Below are 18167 nucleotides of genomic sequence, written 5' to 3' on the forward strand. Positions count from 1 at the left end.
AGAAAGATTCCCTCCCCTTAAACATTCAGAAAAAATACCCACCACAACTATTGACAAAGAACCTTCATAAAAAAACTCCTTTCGTTTTAGTATGCGAAAGGAGAATAGCAGCCTTCCTATTCTCCTTTCCAGGCGGGAGGCAGAGCCGTTTCCAGCACTACCCTAACGGTCTATAATCCATAGCTTTTTGCCTTAGGATTAAAGACTCGGAGAATAATTAATGAAATATTAAATTTGTCTAAAATTATTTTAACACAACTTTGTCATAAAACAATATGTATTTAATAAAAAGTATAGTGTATTCCCATTTCCCAATACAGGAATATTATGCATCTTCTCTTCTATCTTCAATTCGTAATTTGAATAGCATGCATTTTGTTATGCTATACTTTAGCTAGGATCAAATCTAGGCACTTCCTCACTTCTGTGCCGCAGATGCATACAATTGAATAAACTCCAGAAAGCTGAAAATGGCTAAGTACTGCCCCGAATATATAATCACCAATTTTGGCTTATTCTCTACATATTTCTTGAGTGCAATAGGCAGGGTTTCCCCTGTATATTTCCTTCCTTCCTCTATATTTTTGTATAATTGGAAGAATAAATAGCCTATCAGCACCATAACCCCATGGAACGCAATGAAATTGTATTTTGTACTCTTTGAAATCCTCTATTCGCAAAAATCCTTTATTTGTCGGAAATCTTCTTCCATTTCAGGCCTTAATTCATAGATGCTTATAATCTGTTTTGCGGTTTTATCAAGGTCTGTAGTAATAAATACAGAGTATTCGTCTGTCTTTTTATCATGTACTACACAACCATTGATTTCTACATCATTATCAGGCTCGGTACTTCTACAGTGACAGCCTAATGATTTACAAAGCTGCTCTTGTACGTATCTGTTGTAAGACTGTATGAATTCTTCGGCTTGTATACTTTTCCATTTTCAGTATTATGGCGTCTATTAAATTCGGAAAGCTTATATCGGCTGCATCAATATTTCCTTTCCTGATAGCTTCAAGTACTTTTTCTTTATCTTTTTTGCTTATCTGTATTATACTCTTTTTATCGGCATAATATCCTTATTTCTTAAATTACGAATTGAAGAAATATGTATAATTGCCTTGACATAATGAAAAAATAGAATTAGTTTATTACTCTTTACTCGGAAACTGTTAATAAAATAACAATATGAGGAGGATTTAAGGTGAGTGAATTTAAGTTTGAAAAACTTCTAGAACCAATTCAAATTAGGTCAATGAAACTAAGAAATAGAATTGTCATGCCTCCTATGGTTACAAATTACGCTGCTGATGATGGTGCAGTTACCGACCGCTTAAAAGTTTATCATCAGACTAGAGCAAAAGGCGGAGTTGGATTAATTATTGTTGAAGCTTCGTATGTTCATCCAAGTGGTAAAGGTTTTAAAAATGAAGTTGGTATTTACAAGGATGAATTAATTCCTGGACTAAGAGAATTAACTGAAGCAGTGCATAAATATGGAGCAAAAATTGCTATTCAGCTTTATCATGGAGGAAGACAAACCACTTCAAAAGTTACAGGAATGCAGATAGTAGCTCCTTCACCTATTCCTTGTCCAGTTAAACAAGAAATGCCAAAAGAATTATCAGTAGAAGAAATCAAAGAGTTAATAAAAGCATTTGGACAAGCTGCGAGACGTGCTAAAGAAGCAGGGTTTGATGCTGTCGAAATTCATGGTGCTCATGGTTATTTGCTCAATCAATTCTTATCACCTTATAGCAATAAGCGAACCGATGAATATGGCGGAAGTTTTGAAAACAGAATGAGATTCCCATTGGAAGTTGTCAGAAGAGTAAGAAAAGAAGTTGGGACGGATTTCCCTATTATATATCGCATGAGTGCTGAAGAATATGTTCCTGGAGGACTTACGATTGAAGATACTAAGATATTTGCTCAGAAGTTAATAGAAGAAGGAATCAATGCTCTGCATATTTCAGGTGGAGTATATGAATCTTCAGCAATGATTATCCAGCCTGCAGCTATACCTCAGGGTTGTTTTGTAGAAAACGCAGCTGCTATAAAGAAAGCAATTAATAGCAAAGTACCTGTAATTGTTGTTGGTCGAATCAAAGATCCTATTATGGCAGAGCAAATCATCCGTGAGGGCAAAGCTGATCTAGTATCAATGGGAAGAGCTTTACTAGCAGACCCAGAGTTGCCCAGAAAAGTTTCTGAAGGCAAGATTCAAGAAATAAGAAAATGCATTGGGTGTAATCAGGGTTGTATTGATCGTCTGTTCCAGGATATTGATATTGGTTGCATAGCCAATGCATTAACTGGACATGAAACAGAATTTGACATGGAAAGTTCAGCAAAGACAAGAAAGAAAGTATTTATAATCGGTGGTGGCCCTGGCGGGTTAGAAGCAGCTAGAGTAGCAGCTTTGCGTGGCCATGAGGTAATTCTTTATGAAAAACAACCAGAATTAGGTGGACAAATGCGAATTGCTGCTGTACCACCTCATAAAGGAGAAATAAATGATCTGGCTGATTATCTCATCAATCAAGTAGAAAAATCTGGTATTACGATTGTAAAAGGCAAAGAAGCAGATTTAAACACAATTCATGAGATTAAACCCGATGTGGTTATATTAGCAACAGGGTCTGAACCAATAATTCCTGAAATTCCTGGAATCAATCAGAAAAATGTTGTTACGGCCCATGATGTTTTAAAAGGGACAGTTATTGTTGGTAAAAAAGTAGCTGTCATTGGTGGTGGGTTAGTAGGTTGTGAAACTGCAGAATTCTTGACTGATCAAGGTAAAGAAGTAACAGTAATAGAGATGTTGGATGATATAGCAATAGATGTTGGAAGCTTGGTAAGAACTCTATTACTAAATCGCATGGCCGAGAAGAAGATTAAAGTATTGACAAAGAGCAAAGTTAAAGAAATATCAGGAGATAAAGTAACTATAGAAACAGTAAATGGGAACCAAGAATTAAGTGGTATAGACACTATCGTAATAGCAGTTGGTTCTAAACCCAAGAATGATTTATTAAAGTTAATTGAAAAAGAAGGTATACCTGTTTACGCTATTGGGGATTGCGTCAAAGCTAGAAAGTTTATGGATGCTATTCATGAAGGTTTCCGTTACGCTTACAGTTTATAGTTTAAAATACAAACGAGGAGGCTATCCAAAAAGTATTTTTGGTAGTCCCCTCTTTTCGCTGTATATAAGCAATAATCAACTTACACACTGTAAATATATTATTTAATTTTAATTATTAGCATATTAATAGTCGGTAACATGAGTACTACACAAGAAACTTAAAGTGCAATAATATAAAAAACAGAAGTACAAAAGACCCCTAAAACAACCCCTATTATTCCCTTACATCTCTATATTTTTACATTTTATTTTAAATTTAGTTGTGTTTATAGCCCATTATAATATACACTTCTTCATTGTCAATAGTTATAGTTGGTTCAATGTTAGCCTTTACAAGATAATCTTTCATAGTATCAACATCTGGTAAAAAATCAGCTGAAACTGGTGAAGGTAAGTTTTTATGAAGATTATTGATGGTATTTCTGCCTTGAGAATGACAGATAACAAGTTTTCCATCATTTTTCAATAGGTTTGCTATTTTAGCAATTACAACTCTTTTGTCTTCAAAATGTGGAAATACAGAATAACAAATTGCAATATCAAAATATTCATAGAGCAATGAAACTTCTATTATATCAGCACATATAAACTTTACGTTTTCATATTTATGCTTTCTGTAAGCTTGTTCAATCATCTTCTCAGAAAAATCCACTGCTACTACTTCACCTTTATCGCCGATATATGGTAGAATATATGGTATTAAAACACCAGTTCCCGTCCCAACATCAAGAACTTTATCCCCTTTTTGGGGATTGATTTTTTGCATTATATACTGTAATTTAGCTGGTTCATGATAACAAATCTCATCCCATTTTTCTGCCATCATATTAAAGTAATCTTTTTTGTTCATATTCACAAGTCACCTCAGTTAATTTCTCTCTATATGAGTTTATATCTTTCTAACATCATTATCAAGATAGGTATTAATAGCACCTCCAATCTACAAAGTTAAACTTTTTTTACAAGAATTATACCACACACTCCCTTGAATTTCAAGGAAAACTCTATACACATAAATCTGCAAAACCTCATGAAATAGCAGCAAATAACTCTAAATCAAAAAAAGCAGGGAATTCAAGCCCCTGCCCCTAAATTAAGATCTTTGACTACATCATTCACAAATTGTTCAAGTTGCATAATTTCACTACTTATCTCTTCACCTTTAGCGGTTAACTCTTCTATTATTGCACTTTCGTTAGTTATAGCTGCATTTATATCCTCTATCAAGCGTAAATTTGAATTTATCTCTTTTGGAATACTCCTCATAAGTTCTACTACGCTGTTAATTTCCTTTTCTAATGTTTTCATATTACTTTTTATAGTTTCAGCTAATTTCCTTATCTCACTTGCTATAACATTGAAACCTGCAGTAGTATCCGTCTTTGCTGCTTCTATTGATGCATTTAATGCATAAATTGATATATTTTCACCTATATCCTTAATTAATGTGTAAGCGTTAGTGATAAACTGCACCTTTTCTTCAAGATGAGCACCTAAATCCTTTAAATTGGTCATTTTATCGACTAAACTACCAGCAGCCATTGCAATATTCTCTACCTCTTTTGCATTCTCACTATATCCAATAGATACTTCTCCCATACTATGTGATAAAACATTAATAGTATTTTTGACCTCTTTGATTAAAGAGCTAAGTTTCTCATTGTTTTTATTCAATTGTTGGGTTAGCTGTTCCAACTCGAGTGATTTATTTTCAATCTCTTCCCTTTCCTTTTCTATCAATTTCTTATCGTAATATATACAATTTGATTCAATGTTTAGTTGATTGTAAATAGCCTTAGCCATTTCAAGGCAGGATGAATATCCACAGGCTGTGCAATCTACACTTCTCTCTTCTTTTGTGTATTTTAACATTCTATTGAATATTTCTTCCAATTCCTTCTCTGAAGGCTCACGCAATATATCATTATATACAGGGTATTGAACAAAAAAGTCATCCAATCGCAATATCTTATCAAAGCGGCTATAAAGTTTTTTCAATCTGATTCTATCAGACCACTTTTTGATTGTATTGTTCCGAATATTTTCAAACTCACGTTCTATCTCATCAGAGTTTTTAAGATTAAAAGTTGCAGGACCTTTATTGCAACCATGCTGACAGTTTAATATATCGACCACATCGGGTTTAAACTCATCCCTTGCCTTATCAAACTCATCTAAGTACTCATAAGCATACTGCCCTTCTACCTGTCTTATTTTAATTTTAGGATTGTAAAACTTTATATTTTCTTTTAGTCCACCTGGTTTGCTGTATAACTTTCCAAGTCCCGTTTTAAACTCTTTCCCTAATGTATCAAACCCATCATCATCATACGCATCAGATTTTTCTAATCCATTATCAAGCCTATCATACACCTTTTTAAACTTTTCATTATCCAATAGTTTACTAAAAGTCACATTGTATTTGATAAACCCAAGCCTTTTTATCTCATTTTCCTTGCCTATGCAAGGCGAAATGAAAACTATATCATCTTTTAATCCTAAATATTTCCTTAAAAATATAGCCAGACAAGCCATTGGACTATGAATTGGAGATAAGTAATCTCTCAATTCCTTTTTAACTTTCAAAATATAATCCACAATAACCGGACAGGGTTGGGTAATCAGCTTTCGATTCTTTGTCTTTTCTAAATACTTAAGGTGTGCCCATGAGCATATATCAGCTCCAAAAGATACATCAAAAACCTTCTTTACACCTAAAGTCCGCAAAGTCTTATTCAGCTTAACTATATCAAAATTCGCCCTCGCTGCTGGGGCAACAATTGCAATAAAGCTTTTCCCTTGCGCCAAATCGGCAATAAAATCTTCAGTATTATCAAGATAATATCTTGCGTCATGCTCACATGCACTAATACAATGACCGCAGGAAATACATAAATCATAATTGATATCAACTTTATTACCATCAACAACCCTGTTTGCAAATTTTGCTGGGCACACTCTTATACACTTAAAGCATCCTATACACTTATCCTTATTAAGCATTATCATATTTTATCTCTCCCATTTTTTGTTTACTCGTTATTTCATAACATCATCAACTTGCTTTTTATTCTATCACCTTTACATCCACATTAACTCTTTGAAAACAACCCCCAGCTTTATGGCAAACATCGCTTATGTTACAACAGCACAATATTTCATTTCCAACAGACCCATAGCTTTGCGCCCTGCCTTTCGACAGGTTTGCCTTTTTCGACATATGTTGATTTTAATCCTTTTCAATATAATTTTATTTGTGTACACAATAGGATGTAGATGCCTGTTAAAAATAATTTTTTGTGCATGACATAATTCAATTTCTTAATAAAATTTACATGTTTATACCGCATATATTTGTCTATATTTTATCACAGCTTTAAACTCCATGTCAACATATCCTACAATTGGCTACCACTTTGAGTTTAAGATGCTTTGCCATAGCAGTATAGCCTTTACAATAGCAGCGTTGTTCGGATCATCAATAACATCTTGCACGAAACTTTTGTCAATTTTTAATTCATAAATCAGCAATTGCTTAATATAAGTAAACAAAGAATAACCGGTACCAACATCATCAATTAAAAAATACACACCAAGACTTGCAAGGGTATTCATCTTGTTGATTACGCTCTCAACATCTTCGATTAAAAGCCCTTCAGTTACTTCCAAAATAAGTTTGCTGGCATCAGCTCCTGTCTTTTGTAGTATTGATTTTATACATTCAAAAAAATCCGGTTATTGACTTCTCTCCGTCGCAAAGCGACGAGGAATCTTCAAACTGTGAAGGAGCAATTGCTCCTTCTTTTTATTGATTTTTGTAAAATTTAATATTATTATAGTTTCATGAATCCATTATAATTGATAATTATGCCATGGAGGGCGTGCAAATTTAATGAGCGAGGGTTTTAGAAGATTAACTCCGGAAGAAGCTTTGGAAATCATAAAAAAACAACAGCGAGGAAAGTTAAAAATATTTTTAGGTTATGCTCCGGGTGTTGGCAAAACTTATGCAATGCTCAATGAGGGAAACAGGCGCCTCAAAAGAGGCCAAGACGTAGTCATAGGATACGTAGAAACCCATGGAAGAAAGGAAACAGAGGCGCAAATAGGCAACTTAGAAATAATTCCGCGGAAAAAAATCGAATATCACGGTATGATATTGGAAGAAATGGATACAGATGCTATAATTGCTCGTAAGCCAGAAGTTGTCCTAATAGATGAACTGGCTCACACAAATGCTCCCGGTTCAAAGCACAAAAAAAGATACGAAGATGTAGAAGAAATTTTAAACCACGGAATTAACGTCATAACGACGCTTAACATTCAGCATTTAGAAAGTTTAAACGACATAATCCAGCAAATAACGGGAGTTGCAGTAAGAGAAACAATACCTGACAGCATAGTTGACAACGCTGATGAAATAGTTGCTGTAGATTTGACTCCTGATGCGCTATTAAACAGATTAAAAAGAGGAGATATCTATAAACTTGATAAAGTGGATGAGTGTTTGTTAAATTTTTTCAGAAAAGGTAATTTAAGTGCCCTAAGAGAACTCATGCTGAGGCTTACCGCAGAGGAAGTGGATATAGAATTAGAAGAATACATGAAAGAGCATGAAATAACCGACACGTGGGAAACAAATGAAAAGATAATGGTGTGCATAACTCCCAATCCTTTATCCAAAAAACTTATTAGAAGAGGTGCAAGACGAGCACGAAGATTCAAATGCGATTGGGTAGTAGTATACGTGAATTGCACAAACATCTTTGCACCTAAACTTACAGAAAAGGATAAAGAAGTTTTAGAAAGCCACTTTATGCTGGCAAAACAATTAGGGGCAAAAGTCTATACATTGACAGGAAAAAGTGTCTCTGATGAACTGCTAAAATTTGCAAAGCAAATGCATATTACGCAAATAATAATGGGTCATTCTTCGAGGTCAAGATTGCAAACTTTGCTTAGAGGTTCTACTGTTATAAAACTGATTAAAAAAGCAAAAAACATCGAAATTCACGTAATACCCTACAGATGATTTTTGCTTTTTACACATTTTAAGAGTGAGGAGCAATGGCTGCGAAAAACAAATTTGCAATCTAACGATTTTTTTGTTATTTTATTACTGACCATAACAATGGTATTCAAAAAAGAATCTAATTAAAACTTTAAAAGCAGGCATGTGTTCCTGCTTTTAAAGTTTTTATATCGCATATTTCAAATTAGTGTAATAGGGCAACCCTTCTGTAATAGGAAGTTTTACTTCACCCTGTATCAGAGGTTTTGCATAATTAAAAAATTCCCCAGTAACATAATTTCCTTCACTGTTTATCCAGCTTAATGGCATCTTCTTCTCCTTATTGCACACTTTGTCAACATCTACAAGTTCAGTCTTAACAGTGTATGGAGAATCCTTCTCTCTTATAAGACCAATCATTTTACCAGTTTCTCCATCTAATGCGTATTTTACAGCCTCTCTTCCTAACATCTCTGCTTCTTCAAAATCCACTTTAGATGCCAAATGCATTGCACATCTTTGCGTCACACCCAGCCTTGTCATCTTAACTCGCTTATACACCTTTTCTTTTATGATTTTCTCAATGTAATCTCCTACTCCTCCCAGTTGAGGATGTCCAAAAGCATCTTTTTCATATGCGTTATCTCTTTTTGCAATATAATTGCCTTTTTCATCTACTATTCCTTCTGATATCGTAATAAATACGTTGCCGTATTCTTTATACGCCTTATTTACATCTTCTAAAAATTTTTCTTCATTGAAAGGTACTTCAGGAAGGTATATTAGTTGTTTAAGGTGAGGGAATCTTTCTTTAGCCAACACCGATGAAGCAGTAAGCCAACCAGCATTTCTGCCCATCACTTCAAGTACGTTAATGGTCTTAGCTTCATAAACTTCTGCGTCCAACGCAAGTTCTAAAGTGATCGTCGCTATATATTTTGCAGCACTTCCAAAACCGGGAGAATGGTCAGTAAACATTAGGTCATTATCAACTGTCTTGGGAATTCCAATTACATTTACATCAAAACCTATCTCTTTTGTATATTTATGTATTTTGTCAACTGCATCCATAGAATCGTTGCCGCCTATATAGAAAAAGTATTTGATGTTGTATTTTTTAAAAATTTCTATTAGCTTTTTATAATCACTATCATCCTCTTTGTAATCCTTTAGTTTATAACTGCATGACCCCAATGCTGCTGCAGGACTAAATCTCATCTGCCTTATTCTTTCATAAGGAATGTCAAGTATATCAATAATTTTTCCCTTTATTATTCCTTCTATACCATTTATCCCCCCGTAAATCCTATCGATTGCCGTTGACTTTGAAGCTTCCATAATAACGCCATACAAGCTTGAGTTGATTACTGCTGTAGGACCACCTGACTGTGCCACAAGACAATTACTTTTAGTATACATAATAAACCTCCATTATGTTATTCTATTTATTAACTAATAGAGTGATTTGGTTATATTATACCATAAAAAAGGATATAATAGTAGCTTTGTGATAAAATTTTATCAAATCTTCTTGCGAAAAACGAAAAAATGTAGCACAATTATAATATAAGCTTATTTTTAAAGAACAAATCGGTAAAATTTTAACAAGGGAGGAAACTTAAATGGATGTAATCGAATTAGCTGCACAACTTATGGCATTATCGGCAAGAACTGCTCCTAAAGCAACTGGAAAAGACTTTATAGAGACAAAAGTTATTACAGGAGAAGACCTTATAAGGTTAAAAGATGATATGATGAAATACGGAGAAGAATCCGGAAAGAAAAATTTTGACAGGGATGCAAAAAACGTCGCTAACTCCAGTGCAGTACTTTTAATTTCATTAAATAAACCAGAAAAAGTTGGACTAAATTGCGGCGCCTGCGGTTATAATCTTTGCACTAGTCTAAGGGATTTTAGAGAAGGTACAGAATTTGCAGGTCCCATATGCGCATGGAGATTGATTGATTTAGGAATAGCGGTAGGGTCTGCAGTTAAAACCGCTAGCATATTAAACGTGGACAACAGAATCATGTACAGAATAGGAGTAAGTGCAAGAAGGTTGAAACTAATTGAAGGAGAAATTGTTATAGGCATTCCTCTCTCTGCTACAGGCAAAAATATATATTTTGATAGATAAAGATGCCAGGATTAACCTAGCATCTTTTAAAATGACTTAGCCGCTTTTACAATATCCTCCGCCGTCAAACCATAATGTTTTAAAAGCTCTTTAGGAGAACCTGATTGACCAAACTCATCTCTTATGCCTATTCTCTTCACTTTCACTGGATATTCCTCTGAAAGCACTTCACACACTGCCGAACCAAGTCCTCCTATTATGTTGTGCTCTTCTGCTGTTATAACTTTGCCCGTCTTTTTAGCTACTTCTACTATTAAATCTTTGTCTATCGGCTTTATGGTGTGTATGTTGACTACCGTCGCTTCTATTCCTTCTTCTTTTAGTCTGTCTGCTGCCTCAATCGCTATGGCTACCATTATCCCTGTCGCTATTATCGCTACGTCTTTCCCTTCTCTTATTACTTCACCTTTTCCTAATTCAAATTTGTAGTTTTGGTCGTGGATCTCCGGTACTGCCATCCTCCCCAATCTTATGTATACTGGTCCATAGTGTTCTGCAGCCGCAAATATGGCTTGTCTCGTCTCTTCTGCATCGGCTGGGTTTATTACCACCATCCCAGGTATTCCTCTCATAAGGGATATATCCTCTATTGATTGGTGTGTCGCTCCGTCTTCTCCTACTGTTATGCCAGCATGGGTAGCTGCTATTTTTACGTTTAAGTGTGGATAACCTATGGAGTTTCTCACTTGCTCATAAGCTCTTCCTGTTGCAAATATGGCAAAAGTGCTGGCAAAAGGAATTTTCCCACAGGTAGCGAGTCCTGCTGCTGTTACCATCATATCTTGCTCTGATATTCCCATGTTAAAAAATCTATCTGGATATACTTTTTGAAAATCTGCCGTCTTTGTAGATTTTGATAAGTCTGCGTCTAATACCACTACATTTTTATTTTTTGCGCCTAATTCTACTAAGGCTTTCCCATAGGCTTCTCTTGTCGCCATAGCCATTTATACTCCACTCCCTTCAAGTTCTTGTATAGCTTTTTGTCTTTGTTCTTCATTAGGCGCACTGCCATGCCATCCTAATTGATTTTCCATAAAGGATACGCCTTTCCCTTTTATTGTATGAGCTATTATCAATATAGGTTTTCCTTTTGTAGCTTTTGCTTCTTCTATGGCTTTGTCTATTTGGTCAAAGTCGTGGCCGTCTATTTCTATTACGTGCCATCCAAAAGCTTTGAATTTTTCATTTACTGGTTCTATGTTTTTTACTTCTCTGTTTGGACCATCTATTTGTAAGCCGTTAAAGTCAAGTATTGCAGTCAAGTTGTCGAGTTTGTAATGGGCTGCTGTCATAGCTGCTTCCCATATTTGCCCTTCTTGTAATTCTCCATCTCCTAATATTACATAGACTCTATAGCCCTTTTTATCTAATTTACCTGCTAATGCCATTCCATTTGCAGCAGAAAGCCCTTGCCCCAATGACCCTGTGGTCATATCAAGTCCCGGTGTTGATTTCATGTCGGGATGCCCTTGAAGTATAGAACCGAGTTTTCTTAAAGTCTTTAATTCTTCTTTTGGGAAGAATCCTTTTTCAGCCAATACAGCATAAAGAGCAGGTGCCGCATGACCTTTTGAAAGTACAAGTCTATCTCTGTCTTCCCATTTAGGATTGTCTGGTTTTACATTCATTTTATCAAAATACAGTACTGTCAAAATATCTGCGCAAGAAAGAGAACCCCCCGGATGACCAGAACCTGCTTCTGCCAACATGTTTATGATATCTATTCTTATCTCTTTTGCCTTTTGCTTTAAAAATTCTTTGTCCATACTAATACCTCCATTTCACATGTTTTTAAATCCTTCTCCTAAAACTTCATGAGCTGTTGACAATATAACAAAGGCATTGGGGTCTATTCTTTTGACAAGGTTTCTTAGGGTTGTAACCTCTCTTCTTGTTACAACACACAATAAAACATTTTTATCCTTCTTTGAATAAGCTCCTCTTCCCCTAAGTTCTGTTACCCCCCTTTCCATTTCTTCCAGTATTGATTTGCTAATTTCCTCATAGCTATCAGAAATAATTATGGCGATTCTCTCATCGCCACTGCCTTCCTGTATGAGGTCGATGACTTTAATAGTGATAAACTCAGTAGCTAAAGCGTAAAGAGCAAGTTCTGGGCTGAAAACTATCCCTGCAAGAGTTATTATTATAAAATCTATTATAAGAAGTATTCTACCCACACTTAAGAAAGGTATGTACTTATGCAAAGTCATAGCAGCCATGTCAGTGCCGCCAGTTGTTGCACCATATTTTATTACAATGCCAAGACCTGCCCCCATTATTATGCCACCATACACTGCTGCCAATATAGTATCGTGGGTAAGAGGCTTCAAAAAAGCCAGCGCATCAATAGAAACACCTAATAAAATTGTTGAATAAAGTGTTTTTGCTCCAAAACCTGTACCCAATACTTTAGTTGAAATAAGAAAAAGTGGTATATTTATTGCTAAAGTAACAGCACCTATTGGCCAGCCAAAGACATGTTGCAAAACCACAGCAAGTCCACTTACTCCTCCAGGAGCAATTCTGTTAGGTGCCAAAAATAAATCAAGAGACAAAGTAACAAGCAATGTACCTATTGTAACCCAGAAAAAGTCCATTATTATTTTCCTAAGTGAAACTTTCATAATACATCCCCTTATCTTATGTCAACTTTTCTTTTGTGTAGCAAAACTTTGAGAGCAAATTTAGGAAGCGCCATCATCCTTTTATATCTCCAAGGCTCTTTAATAAGCCTGTATAACCACTCTAAGCCCAATTTTCTATATATGTAAGGCGCTCTCTTAACTTTTCCAGCTATTACATCAAAACTTCCTCCTACCCCCATTGCTATTTTTACTTTCAATTTATCTCTGTTTCTGTATATCCATTTCTCTTGTTTAGGAGCACCTAAAGCTACGAAGAGAACTTCTGCACCACTATTATTTATCTCTTCTAAGATTTCGCTTTCTTCCTCTTGCGTAAAATAACCATGATGGGTCCCCACTATTTTAACACTCGGATATAGCTTTTCTAAATTAACACGAGCTTGTTCGGCAATTTGAGGAGCAGCCCCCAATAGATAAATCTTCACATTTTTAGAAGATATATCTTTTATAAATTCCATCATAAGGTCAAAACCTGCTACTCTTTCAGACAACGGCTTTTTAAAAACTTTTGAAGCAAAAACAATTCCACTTCCATCTGGAACGTTTAAATCAGTATTATTTAATATTTCCATATATTCTTTATCCTTTTGCGCCATCATCACAATTTCCGCATTAGGAGTAGCAACAATGTGCAACTTGTCTTCTTTCAAAAAGTCATCTAAAACCTCTACTGCATGTCTCATCGTCACTCGATCTATTGGCACTCCAAATATATCTAATCTTTCCATCTTCACACCTCAAATTTATTATGTTCAAATAATATGTCAAAATTCTTTTTTGCTCTTTCTTTTAACTCATCTAAATACTTAGACATCTCATTTATATACTCTTTTTTTCGCTGTAAAATTGAACTTACTTTATTTAGAATGTCTTCAGCAGTAAAAGAATTAATGTCTCCTGCGCTGCTTTCACCAATGGATTTTAGAAAACCCTCCACCTTGGGGTCATAAGATATCCCGACAAATGGAATCAAAGATATAAACGCAAAAATCAAAGAATGCAGCCTTACACCTATTAATAAACTACTGCTTCTAATAATACTCAATATCTCCTCTACTTCGTATTTTTCGGTTAAAATTTCACAAGGCATTTTCATATAAGTAGCAACCCTATCGCTCTCTTCTATATCCTCATGATAAAAAGGAAGAAAAACAATCTTATATCCATAATCCTGCGCAATAAAATCTGCAGCCCTTGCCAATTCAACCCTTGATAATTCAGAATTTCCCCATTCTCTCGTGCAAATTAAAGCATATTCTGAGAAATTTAAATCAATTCCTTCTTTTTCGAGGATTTTGCCAAAAATTTCTCTATTATTACCACCAGAAAAATTTAATACAAGGTCTGCCGCTACTACCACGTCTTTTTTGACATTTAGCTGTTTCAAATACTCTTTGGATAATTCGTCTCTTACAGCTATTCCGTCAACTTTATTTAAAATTCTTGCAGTAAGCCATCTGTTAAACTTTTTATCAACTGGACCAATACCTTGTCCCATAACATACACTTTTTTCCTAAGCAATTTTCCCATAAACATTATTCCAAGATAATACCACAAACTCTTGCTACTGGTCTTATCTTGTATAAGACTTCCTCCACCACTCAACAGCACATCTGCTTGTTTTAGCGCTTTGTATATCTCTTTGAAAGAAGCCCTGTCTACTGCTTTTACGTTGTACTTTTTAGAAGTTTCATCAGGCTTATTAGAAAGAACTGTTATATCAGTTATACCTCTTTCTTTTAAACCTTCTACCAGACATTTTAGAACAGCTTCATCCCCAATATTATCAAATCCGTAATAGCCGGATATGACTGTCTTCATATCAATACTCCTTTTTTATATTTTTTAAAACCTTGTCCACTATAACTACAGAAATCAAGCTAATTAAAGCCCCCAATACCCACGCAATTACAGTACGCTCTATCGCAATCATCAGTACGCTTTCAACATGGCTAAAAGTATTGGCAATCGACAATATGCCTATCGAAGCAAATATTCCCATGATAAATGTCCAAGCTTTCGAGCCTCTAAAAGCAGCATAAATTCCCAATATAATCGCAGGGTCACCTATCAAAAATTCTTTTGTTCGAGGCCTTGCCACAAGAGTATGCTCAAGGAAATCCCTGAATTTAAGCTCTAACTCCGTCGGCTTAACAATAGGTTCATTGCCCGTCCTTGAAATGTATATAATTCCCAAAATCCCTGCTACAGCAATAGCCAACAAATGCCATACTTTTATGTCAATGTTTAAAAACTCCTTTATTTTCTCCATAAAAGTCTTCCAGTTATTAGCATTGTACATCTTTATAATGTAATACAATACATAAAAGACTAAAGGCAGTAAGAAGGAAAATTTTACACCCCTAAAATAGTCAATTTTTAACATATACTTGCTGTCAGCCATTATAGCTGCTATATAAAGAGCTCCTATGAAAGAAATCAATAATGAATTGATAAATATTTTTATTGCAGTATATGTGAAGTTTATGCTTTGCTTTTTGTCCATTATTTCTTTTGTTTTGTCTACAAAATATCCTATGCCAAGAGAAGGAAAAACTATAGAAGAAGCTAATGCTACTACTTTGACGCCTAAATCGTTAAATCTGCTGACTAGCACTAAAGAAGTCAGTACAGCCCCCAACAATCCTAATAAAATTAACACATATTCTCCAATTCCTAACATCTGTAAAAGCAACAATCCACCAGCAATAACTCCCAAACTTATGAGTATTTCCGTAAGCTTTGACTGATGGAGCTCAAAAAGAGGCTTAGCAACACCAACATTTAATCCAGCTTTTTTTATGTATTTTGTCATATCTTCAATCATAGATTGATTTTGTTGTATGTTGTAAACTGCACTTTTGGAATTATCTATTTTTGCTCTCATATAAATAATTCTCACATTTCGCTCTATTATTCCTCTGTACCATCTATTTACTATTTCAGAAGCATCGTATTTTTGAGTTTCTGCTTCTGAAACTCCAAAGACTTTTATCCCCCTATAATCATCGAACTTAGCAAATTTATTCATTCCATCTTGAAGTTTTTTCCCCATAGGCACATCTATAATACCTACATTTATGCCATTTTTCTTAAACAAAAAAGCTGCATATGATATTTTTTCTGGGTTTCCTAAGACATCAGTACCATTAAAAATTACAGTTTTTACATCAAATTTCTTCAATATATCAACATAGTCTTTTATATCTTTATCCTTTATCCCAGTAAAATTCTCAATTCGCGGTATCACATCAAAACCTAAAGACTTTACCAGTTCTAAATCGCTTTCATCAAATCCCAACCCCTTTGTTATAAAAGCATCTTTGGGTTTATTGATAACAAAGGCATAGCTACCTCTCTTTTCAAGCACTTTTAATTCGTCTTCAGGTACTCTTCTTGTTAAAGCCTCTTTAAGAAAATTGAATATCTTTACATCTTTTGTTGTAACAACTATGTAGTTTCCATACTGTTCCCTTTCCTTATCTGTAAGACTCTTTAAGTAGTCTTCCAATGCTAGATTCCCTAAGTTTGAAGACAACAAATAAAGATTTCCCACCTCTTTTAAAAGGCTTAAAGAAATTTTACCAGACTGTTGAAGGCTTTCAAGAGTAACCTCATTTACAGCAACACCTATAAGACCAGCTGATTTCATATCAGAAAGTATAGAAGTCAAGTCTCTACCTGTTGCAGAAGCAAGGTCTTTGAAGCTTTTTAAATCTCCTACAATTTCTACTGTATCATAGTTGTTTTCTACTCTTATTCTGTTTATGTCTACGAAAATAGATACTACTAAAGAAATAGCAATAAATATTACAAGTATTTTTCTTAGCTTCAAATTAATCTCTCCTTTGTATTCGCTTTTGTAACACATCGACATTTAAGGTGGGTAACTACTCATATTATATCACAAAAATTTCTTTAGAGCATAAAAAAACAGCGCAAAGCGCTGTTAATTTTTTGTATATTTCCCCATCACAACTATGTATGTGTGTTTTGTCGCTTTTATGCCTCTGCCATCAGAGCGTGGAAAAAGCAAAAGGTGATTAGCAGGTATAAGGTCATTATCTTTCAAATTTGTACCTGCAGTAAGGTCCGCTACTCCATCAGTTTTTGTAACAATTACTGCTGAATTTGCAATTCTAACTATCGCTTGGGTACCGCCCTCCATTGTCAAAACCTCTCCTGCATTTAGTTCAACTACTTCATAGCTTGCCCCTGTCTTTGCCTCTTTTAGCTTATCATCAACATAAGCTTTTACCTGATTATATTGCGAATCAACATAGCTTTTGCTGACAAGGGGGTCTTGCTGACTTCCTGGTTCAGGATTTTGATCAGCATAACCAATACTCAAAGCCACTAAAATCACAACAAAAACCAATATAAGCGCATAAACTTTTTTCATTTGTTCTTCCTCCTATAATTCCCCTCTTCCACCTCTATTTTATAAAAAAATAAATGACATTTCAACAAAAAATAAGAACTTATCTTAAAATAAGTCCTTAAAAATCAATCAACCCTAAACTTATTTGCAAAGCTTCATTGACTTTCTCCATCATTTCCTGGTCAAAATGGCCAATTTTTTCTCTTAAACGTTTTTTGTCGATAGTCCTGATTTGTTCTAACAATACTACAGAATCTTTGTTAAGTCCATATTCTGCCCCATTTATTTCAACATGAGTGGGCAATTTGGCTTTGTTGATCTGAGATGTAATTGCCGCTACTATTACTGTTGGACTATATTTATTACCAATATCATTTTGAATTATAAGTACAGGCCGAATTCCACCCTGTTCAGAGCCTATTACAGGGCTTAAATCGGCATAAAAGATATCTCCTCTCTTTATCACCATAGTCAATCACACTTTTTCAATTTCATTTCATATCCTGTAAAACATTCATTTTCTGCGGTTAGGCCCATTTCCGCAAGTTCACTATTAATTGCTGCCATCTCGAGATATCCTTTTTTCATGCTCTCGCGTATTTGAACTTTTTTCCTCTCGCGTATATATAATTTCATCGCTTCTCTTATAAATTCACTGCGATTTCTGTTTTCCATAGCGGCAAGAACATCGACCTCTTCTAATAAACTCTGAGGTAAGCTTACAAGTATTCGCTTTGTTTCGCCCACACTTAGGACCTCCTTACGCACTTATATAATTTATTATATATTACTATATATAATGATGTCAATCATCTGTAAATTTTATACTATAAA

General features: G+C 34.8%; 15 protein-coding genes, 1 pseudogene and 2 riboswitches. Of the genes and pseudogenes, 3 read left to right on the forward strand and 13 right to left on the reverse strand.

Annotated features, from left to right (window positions below; genetic code table 11):
- Window positions 1-105: 105 nt before the first annotated feature.
- Window positions 106-224: riboswitch (molybdenum cofactor riboswitch) on the reverse strand.
- A 983-nt stretch (window positions 225-1207) separates the two neighbouring features.
- Entirely contained in the window at window positions 1208-3151 is a 1944-nt protein-coding gene (locus TKV_RS09115; RefSeq protein ID WP_084574235.1) for an oxidoreductase, read from the forward strand.
- A 256-nt stretch (window positions 3152-3407) separates the two neighbouring features.
- Here the strand turns inward: TKV_RS09115 and TKV_RS09120 are convergent, their stop codons facing one another.
- The 3 genes and pseudogenes from TKV_RS09120 to TKV_RS09130 form a co-directional block, all read right to left on the reverse strand.
- The gene (locus TKV_RS09120; RefSeq protein WP_049685670.1) at window positions 3408-4001 is read right to left on the reverse strand and encodes a class I SAM-dependent DNA methyltransferase; all 594 of its coding nucleotides are present in this window, start codon (window positions 3999-4001) and stop codon (window positions 3408-3410) included.
- Between the two features lie 224 nt (window positions 4002-4225).
- A complete protein-coding gene (locus tag TKV_RS09125) occupies window positions 4226-6160 on the reverse strand; it encodes a [Fe-Fe] hydrogenase large subunit C-terminal domain-containing protein (RefSeq protein ID WP_049685671.1) in 1935 nt (644 codons plus the stop codon).
- A 132-nt stretch (window positions 6161-6292) separates the two neighbouring features.
- Window positions 6293-6370: riboswitch (cyclic di-GMP riboswitch) on the reverse strand.
- 189 nt (window positions 6371-6559) lie between these two features.
- Window positions 6560-6874, reverse strand: a pseudogene (locus TKV_RS09130) (EAL domain-containing protein); the annotation flags it as partial.
- A gap of 169 nt (window positions 6875-7043) precedes the next feature.
- On the opposite strand from TKV_RS09130, the gene TKV_RS09135 reads away from it, so the two are divergent.
- Window positions 7044-8183 carry a universal stress protein gene (locus tag TKV_RS09135; protein WP_049685673.1) on the forward strand — a complete coding sequence of 380 codons (1140 nt, stop codon included), beginning with the start codon at window positions 7044-7046 and terminating at the stop codon, window positions 8181-8183.
- Window positions 8184-8348: 165 nt separating this feature from the next.
- Here TKV_RS09135 and TKV_RS09140 read toward each other — a convergent pair whose 3' ends face one another.
- A complete protein-coding gene (locus TKV_RS09140) occupies window positions 8349-9581 on the reverse strand; it encodes a 6-phosphofructokinase (protein WP_049685674.1) in 1233 nt (410 codons plus the stop codon).
- A 203-nt stretch (window positions 9582-9784) separates the two neighbouring features.
- Between TKV_RS09140 and TKV_RS09145 the strand changes: the two genes are divergently transcribed.
- Window positions 9785-10300 (forward strand): ferredoxin domain-containing protein, encoded by a 516-nt coding sequence (locus TKV_RS09145; protein ID WP_049685675.1) that lies wholly within the window; start codon window positions 9785-9787, stop codon window positions 10298-10300.
- 26 nt (window positions 10301-10326) lie between these two features.
- Here TKV_RS09145 and TKV_RS09150 read toward each other — a convergent pair whose 3' ends face one another.
- The 9 genes from TKV_RS09150 to TKV_RS09190 all read right to left on the reverse strand — a co-directional run bounded on the left by TKV_RS09150 (window position 10327) and on the right by TKV_RS09190 (window position 18080).
- The gene (locus TKV_RS09150) at window positions 10327-11247 is read right to left on the reverse strand and encodes a transketolase family protein (RefSeq protein WP_049685676.1); all 921 of its coding nucleotides are present in this window, start codon (window positions 11245-11247) and stop codon (window positions 10327-10329) included.
- Window positions 11248-12069, reverse strand: coding sequence for a transketolase (locus TKV_RS09155; protein ID WP_049685677.1), 822 nt, complete (start codon window positions 12067-12069; stop codon window positions 11248-11250).
- A 15-nt stretch (window positions 12070-12084) separates the two neighbouring features.
- Window positions 12085-12930 (reverse strand): YitT family protein, encoded by an 846-nt coding sequence (locus tag TKV_RS09160; RefSeq protein ID WP_049685678.1) that lies wholly within the window; start codon window positions 12928-12930, stop codon window positions 12085-12087.
- Between the two features lie 11 nt (window positions 12931-12941).
- On the reverse strand, window positions 12942-13679 hold the full coding sequence (locus tag TKV_RS09165) for a WecB/TagA/CpsF family glycosyltransferase (RefSeq protein WP_049685679.1): 738 nt from the start codon (window positions 13677-13679) through the stop codon (window positions 12942-12944).
- Between the two features lie 2 nt (window positions 13680-13681).
- Entirely contained in the window at window positions 13682-14773 is a 1092-nt protein-coding gene (csaB, locus tag TKV_RS09170; RefSeq protein ID WP_049685680.1) for a polysaccharide pyruvyl transferase CsaB, read from the reverse strand.
- A gap of 1 nt (window position 14774) precedes the next feature.
- Entirely contained in the window at window positions 14775-16787 is a 2013-nt protein-coding gene (locus TKV_RS09175) for a DUF5693 family protein (RefSeq protein WP_049685681.1), read from the reverse strand.
- 114 nt (window positions 16788-16901) lie between these two features.
- Window positions 16902-17354, reverse strand: coding sequence for a hypothetical protein (locus TKV_RS09180; protein WP_049685682.1), 453 nt, complete (start codon window positions 17352-17354; stop codon window positions 16902-16904).
- A gap of 97 nt (window positions 17355-17451) precedes the next feature.
- A complete protein-coding gene (locus tag TKV_RS09185) occupies window positions 17452-17802 on the reverse strand; it encodes a type II toxin-antitoxin system PemK/MazF family toxin (RefSeq protein ID WP_003867472.1) in 351 nt (116 codons plus the stop codon).
- Between the two features lie 2 nt (window positions 17803-17804).
- A complete protein-coding gene (locus TKV_RS09190; RefSeq protein ID WP_003870023.1) occupies window positions 17805-18080 on the reverse strand; it encodes a CopG family ribbon-helix-helix protein in 276 nt (91 codons plus the stop codon).
- Window positions 18081-18167: the final 87 nt, after the last annotated feature.

It is taken from the genome of Thermoanaerobacter kivui (assembly GCF_000763575.1).
GTDB classification, from domain to species: Bacteria; Bacillota; Thermoanaerobacteria; order Thermoanaerobacterales; family Thermoanaerobacteraceae; genus Thermoanaerobacter; species Thermoanaerobacter kivui.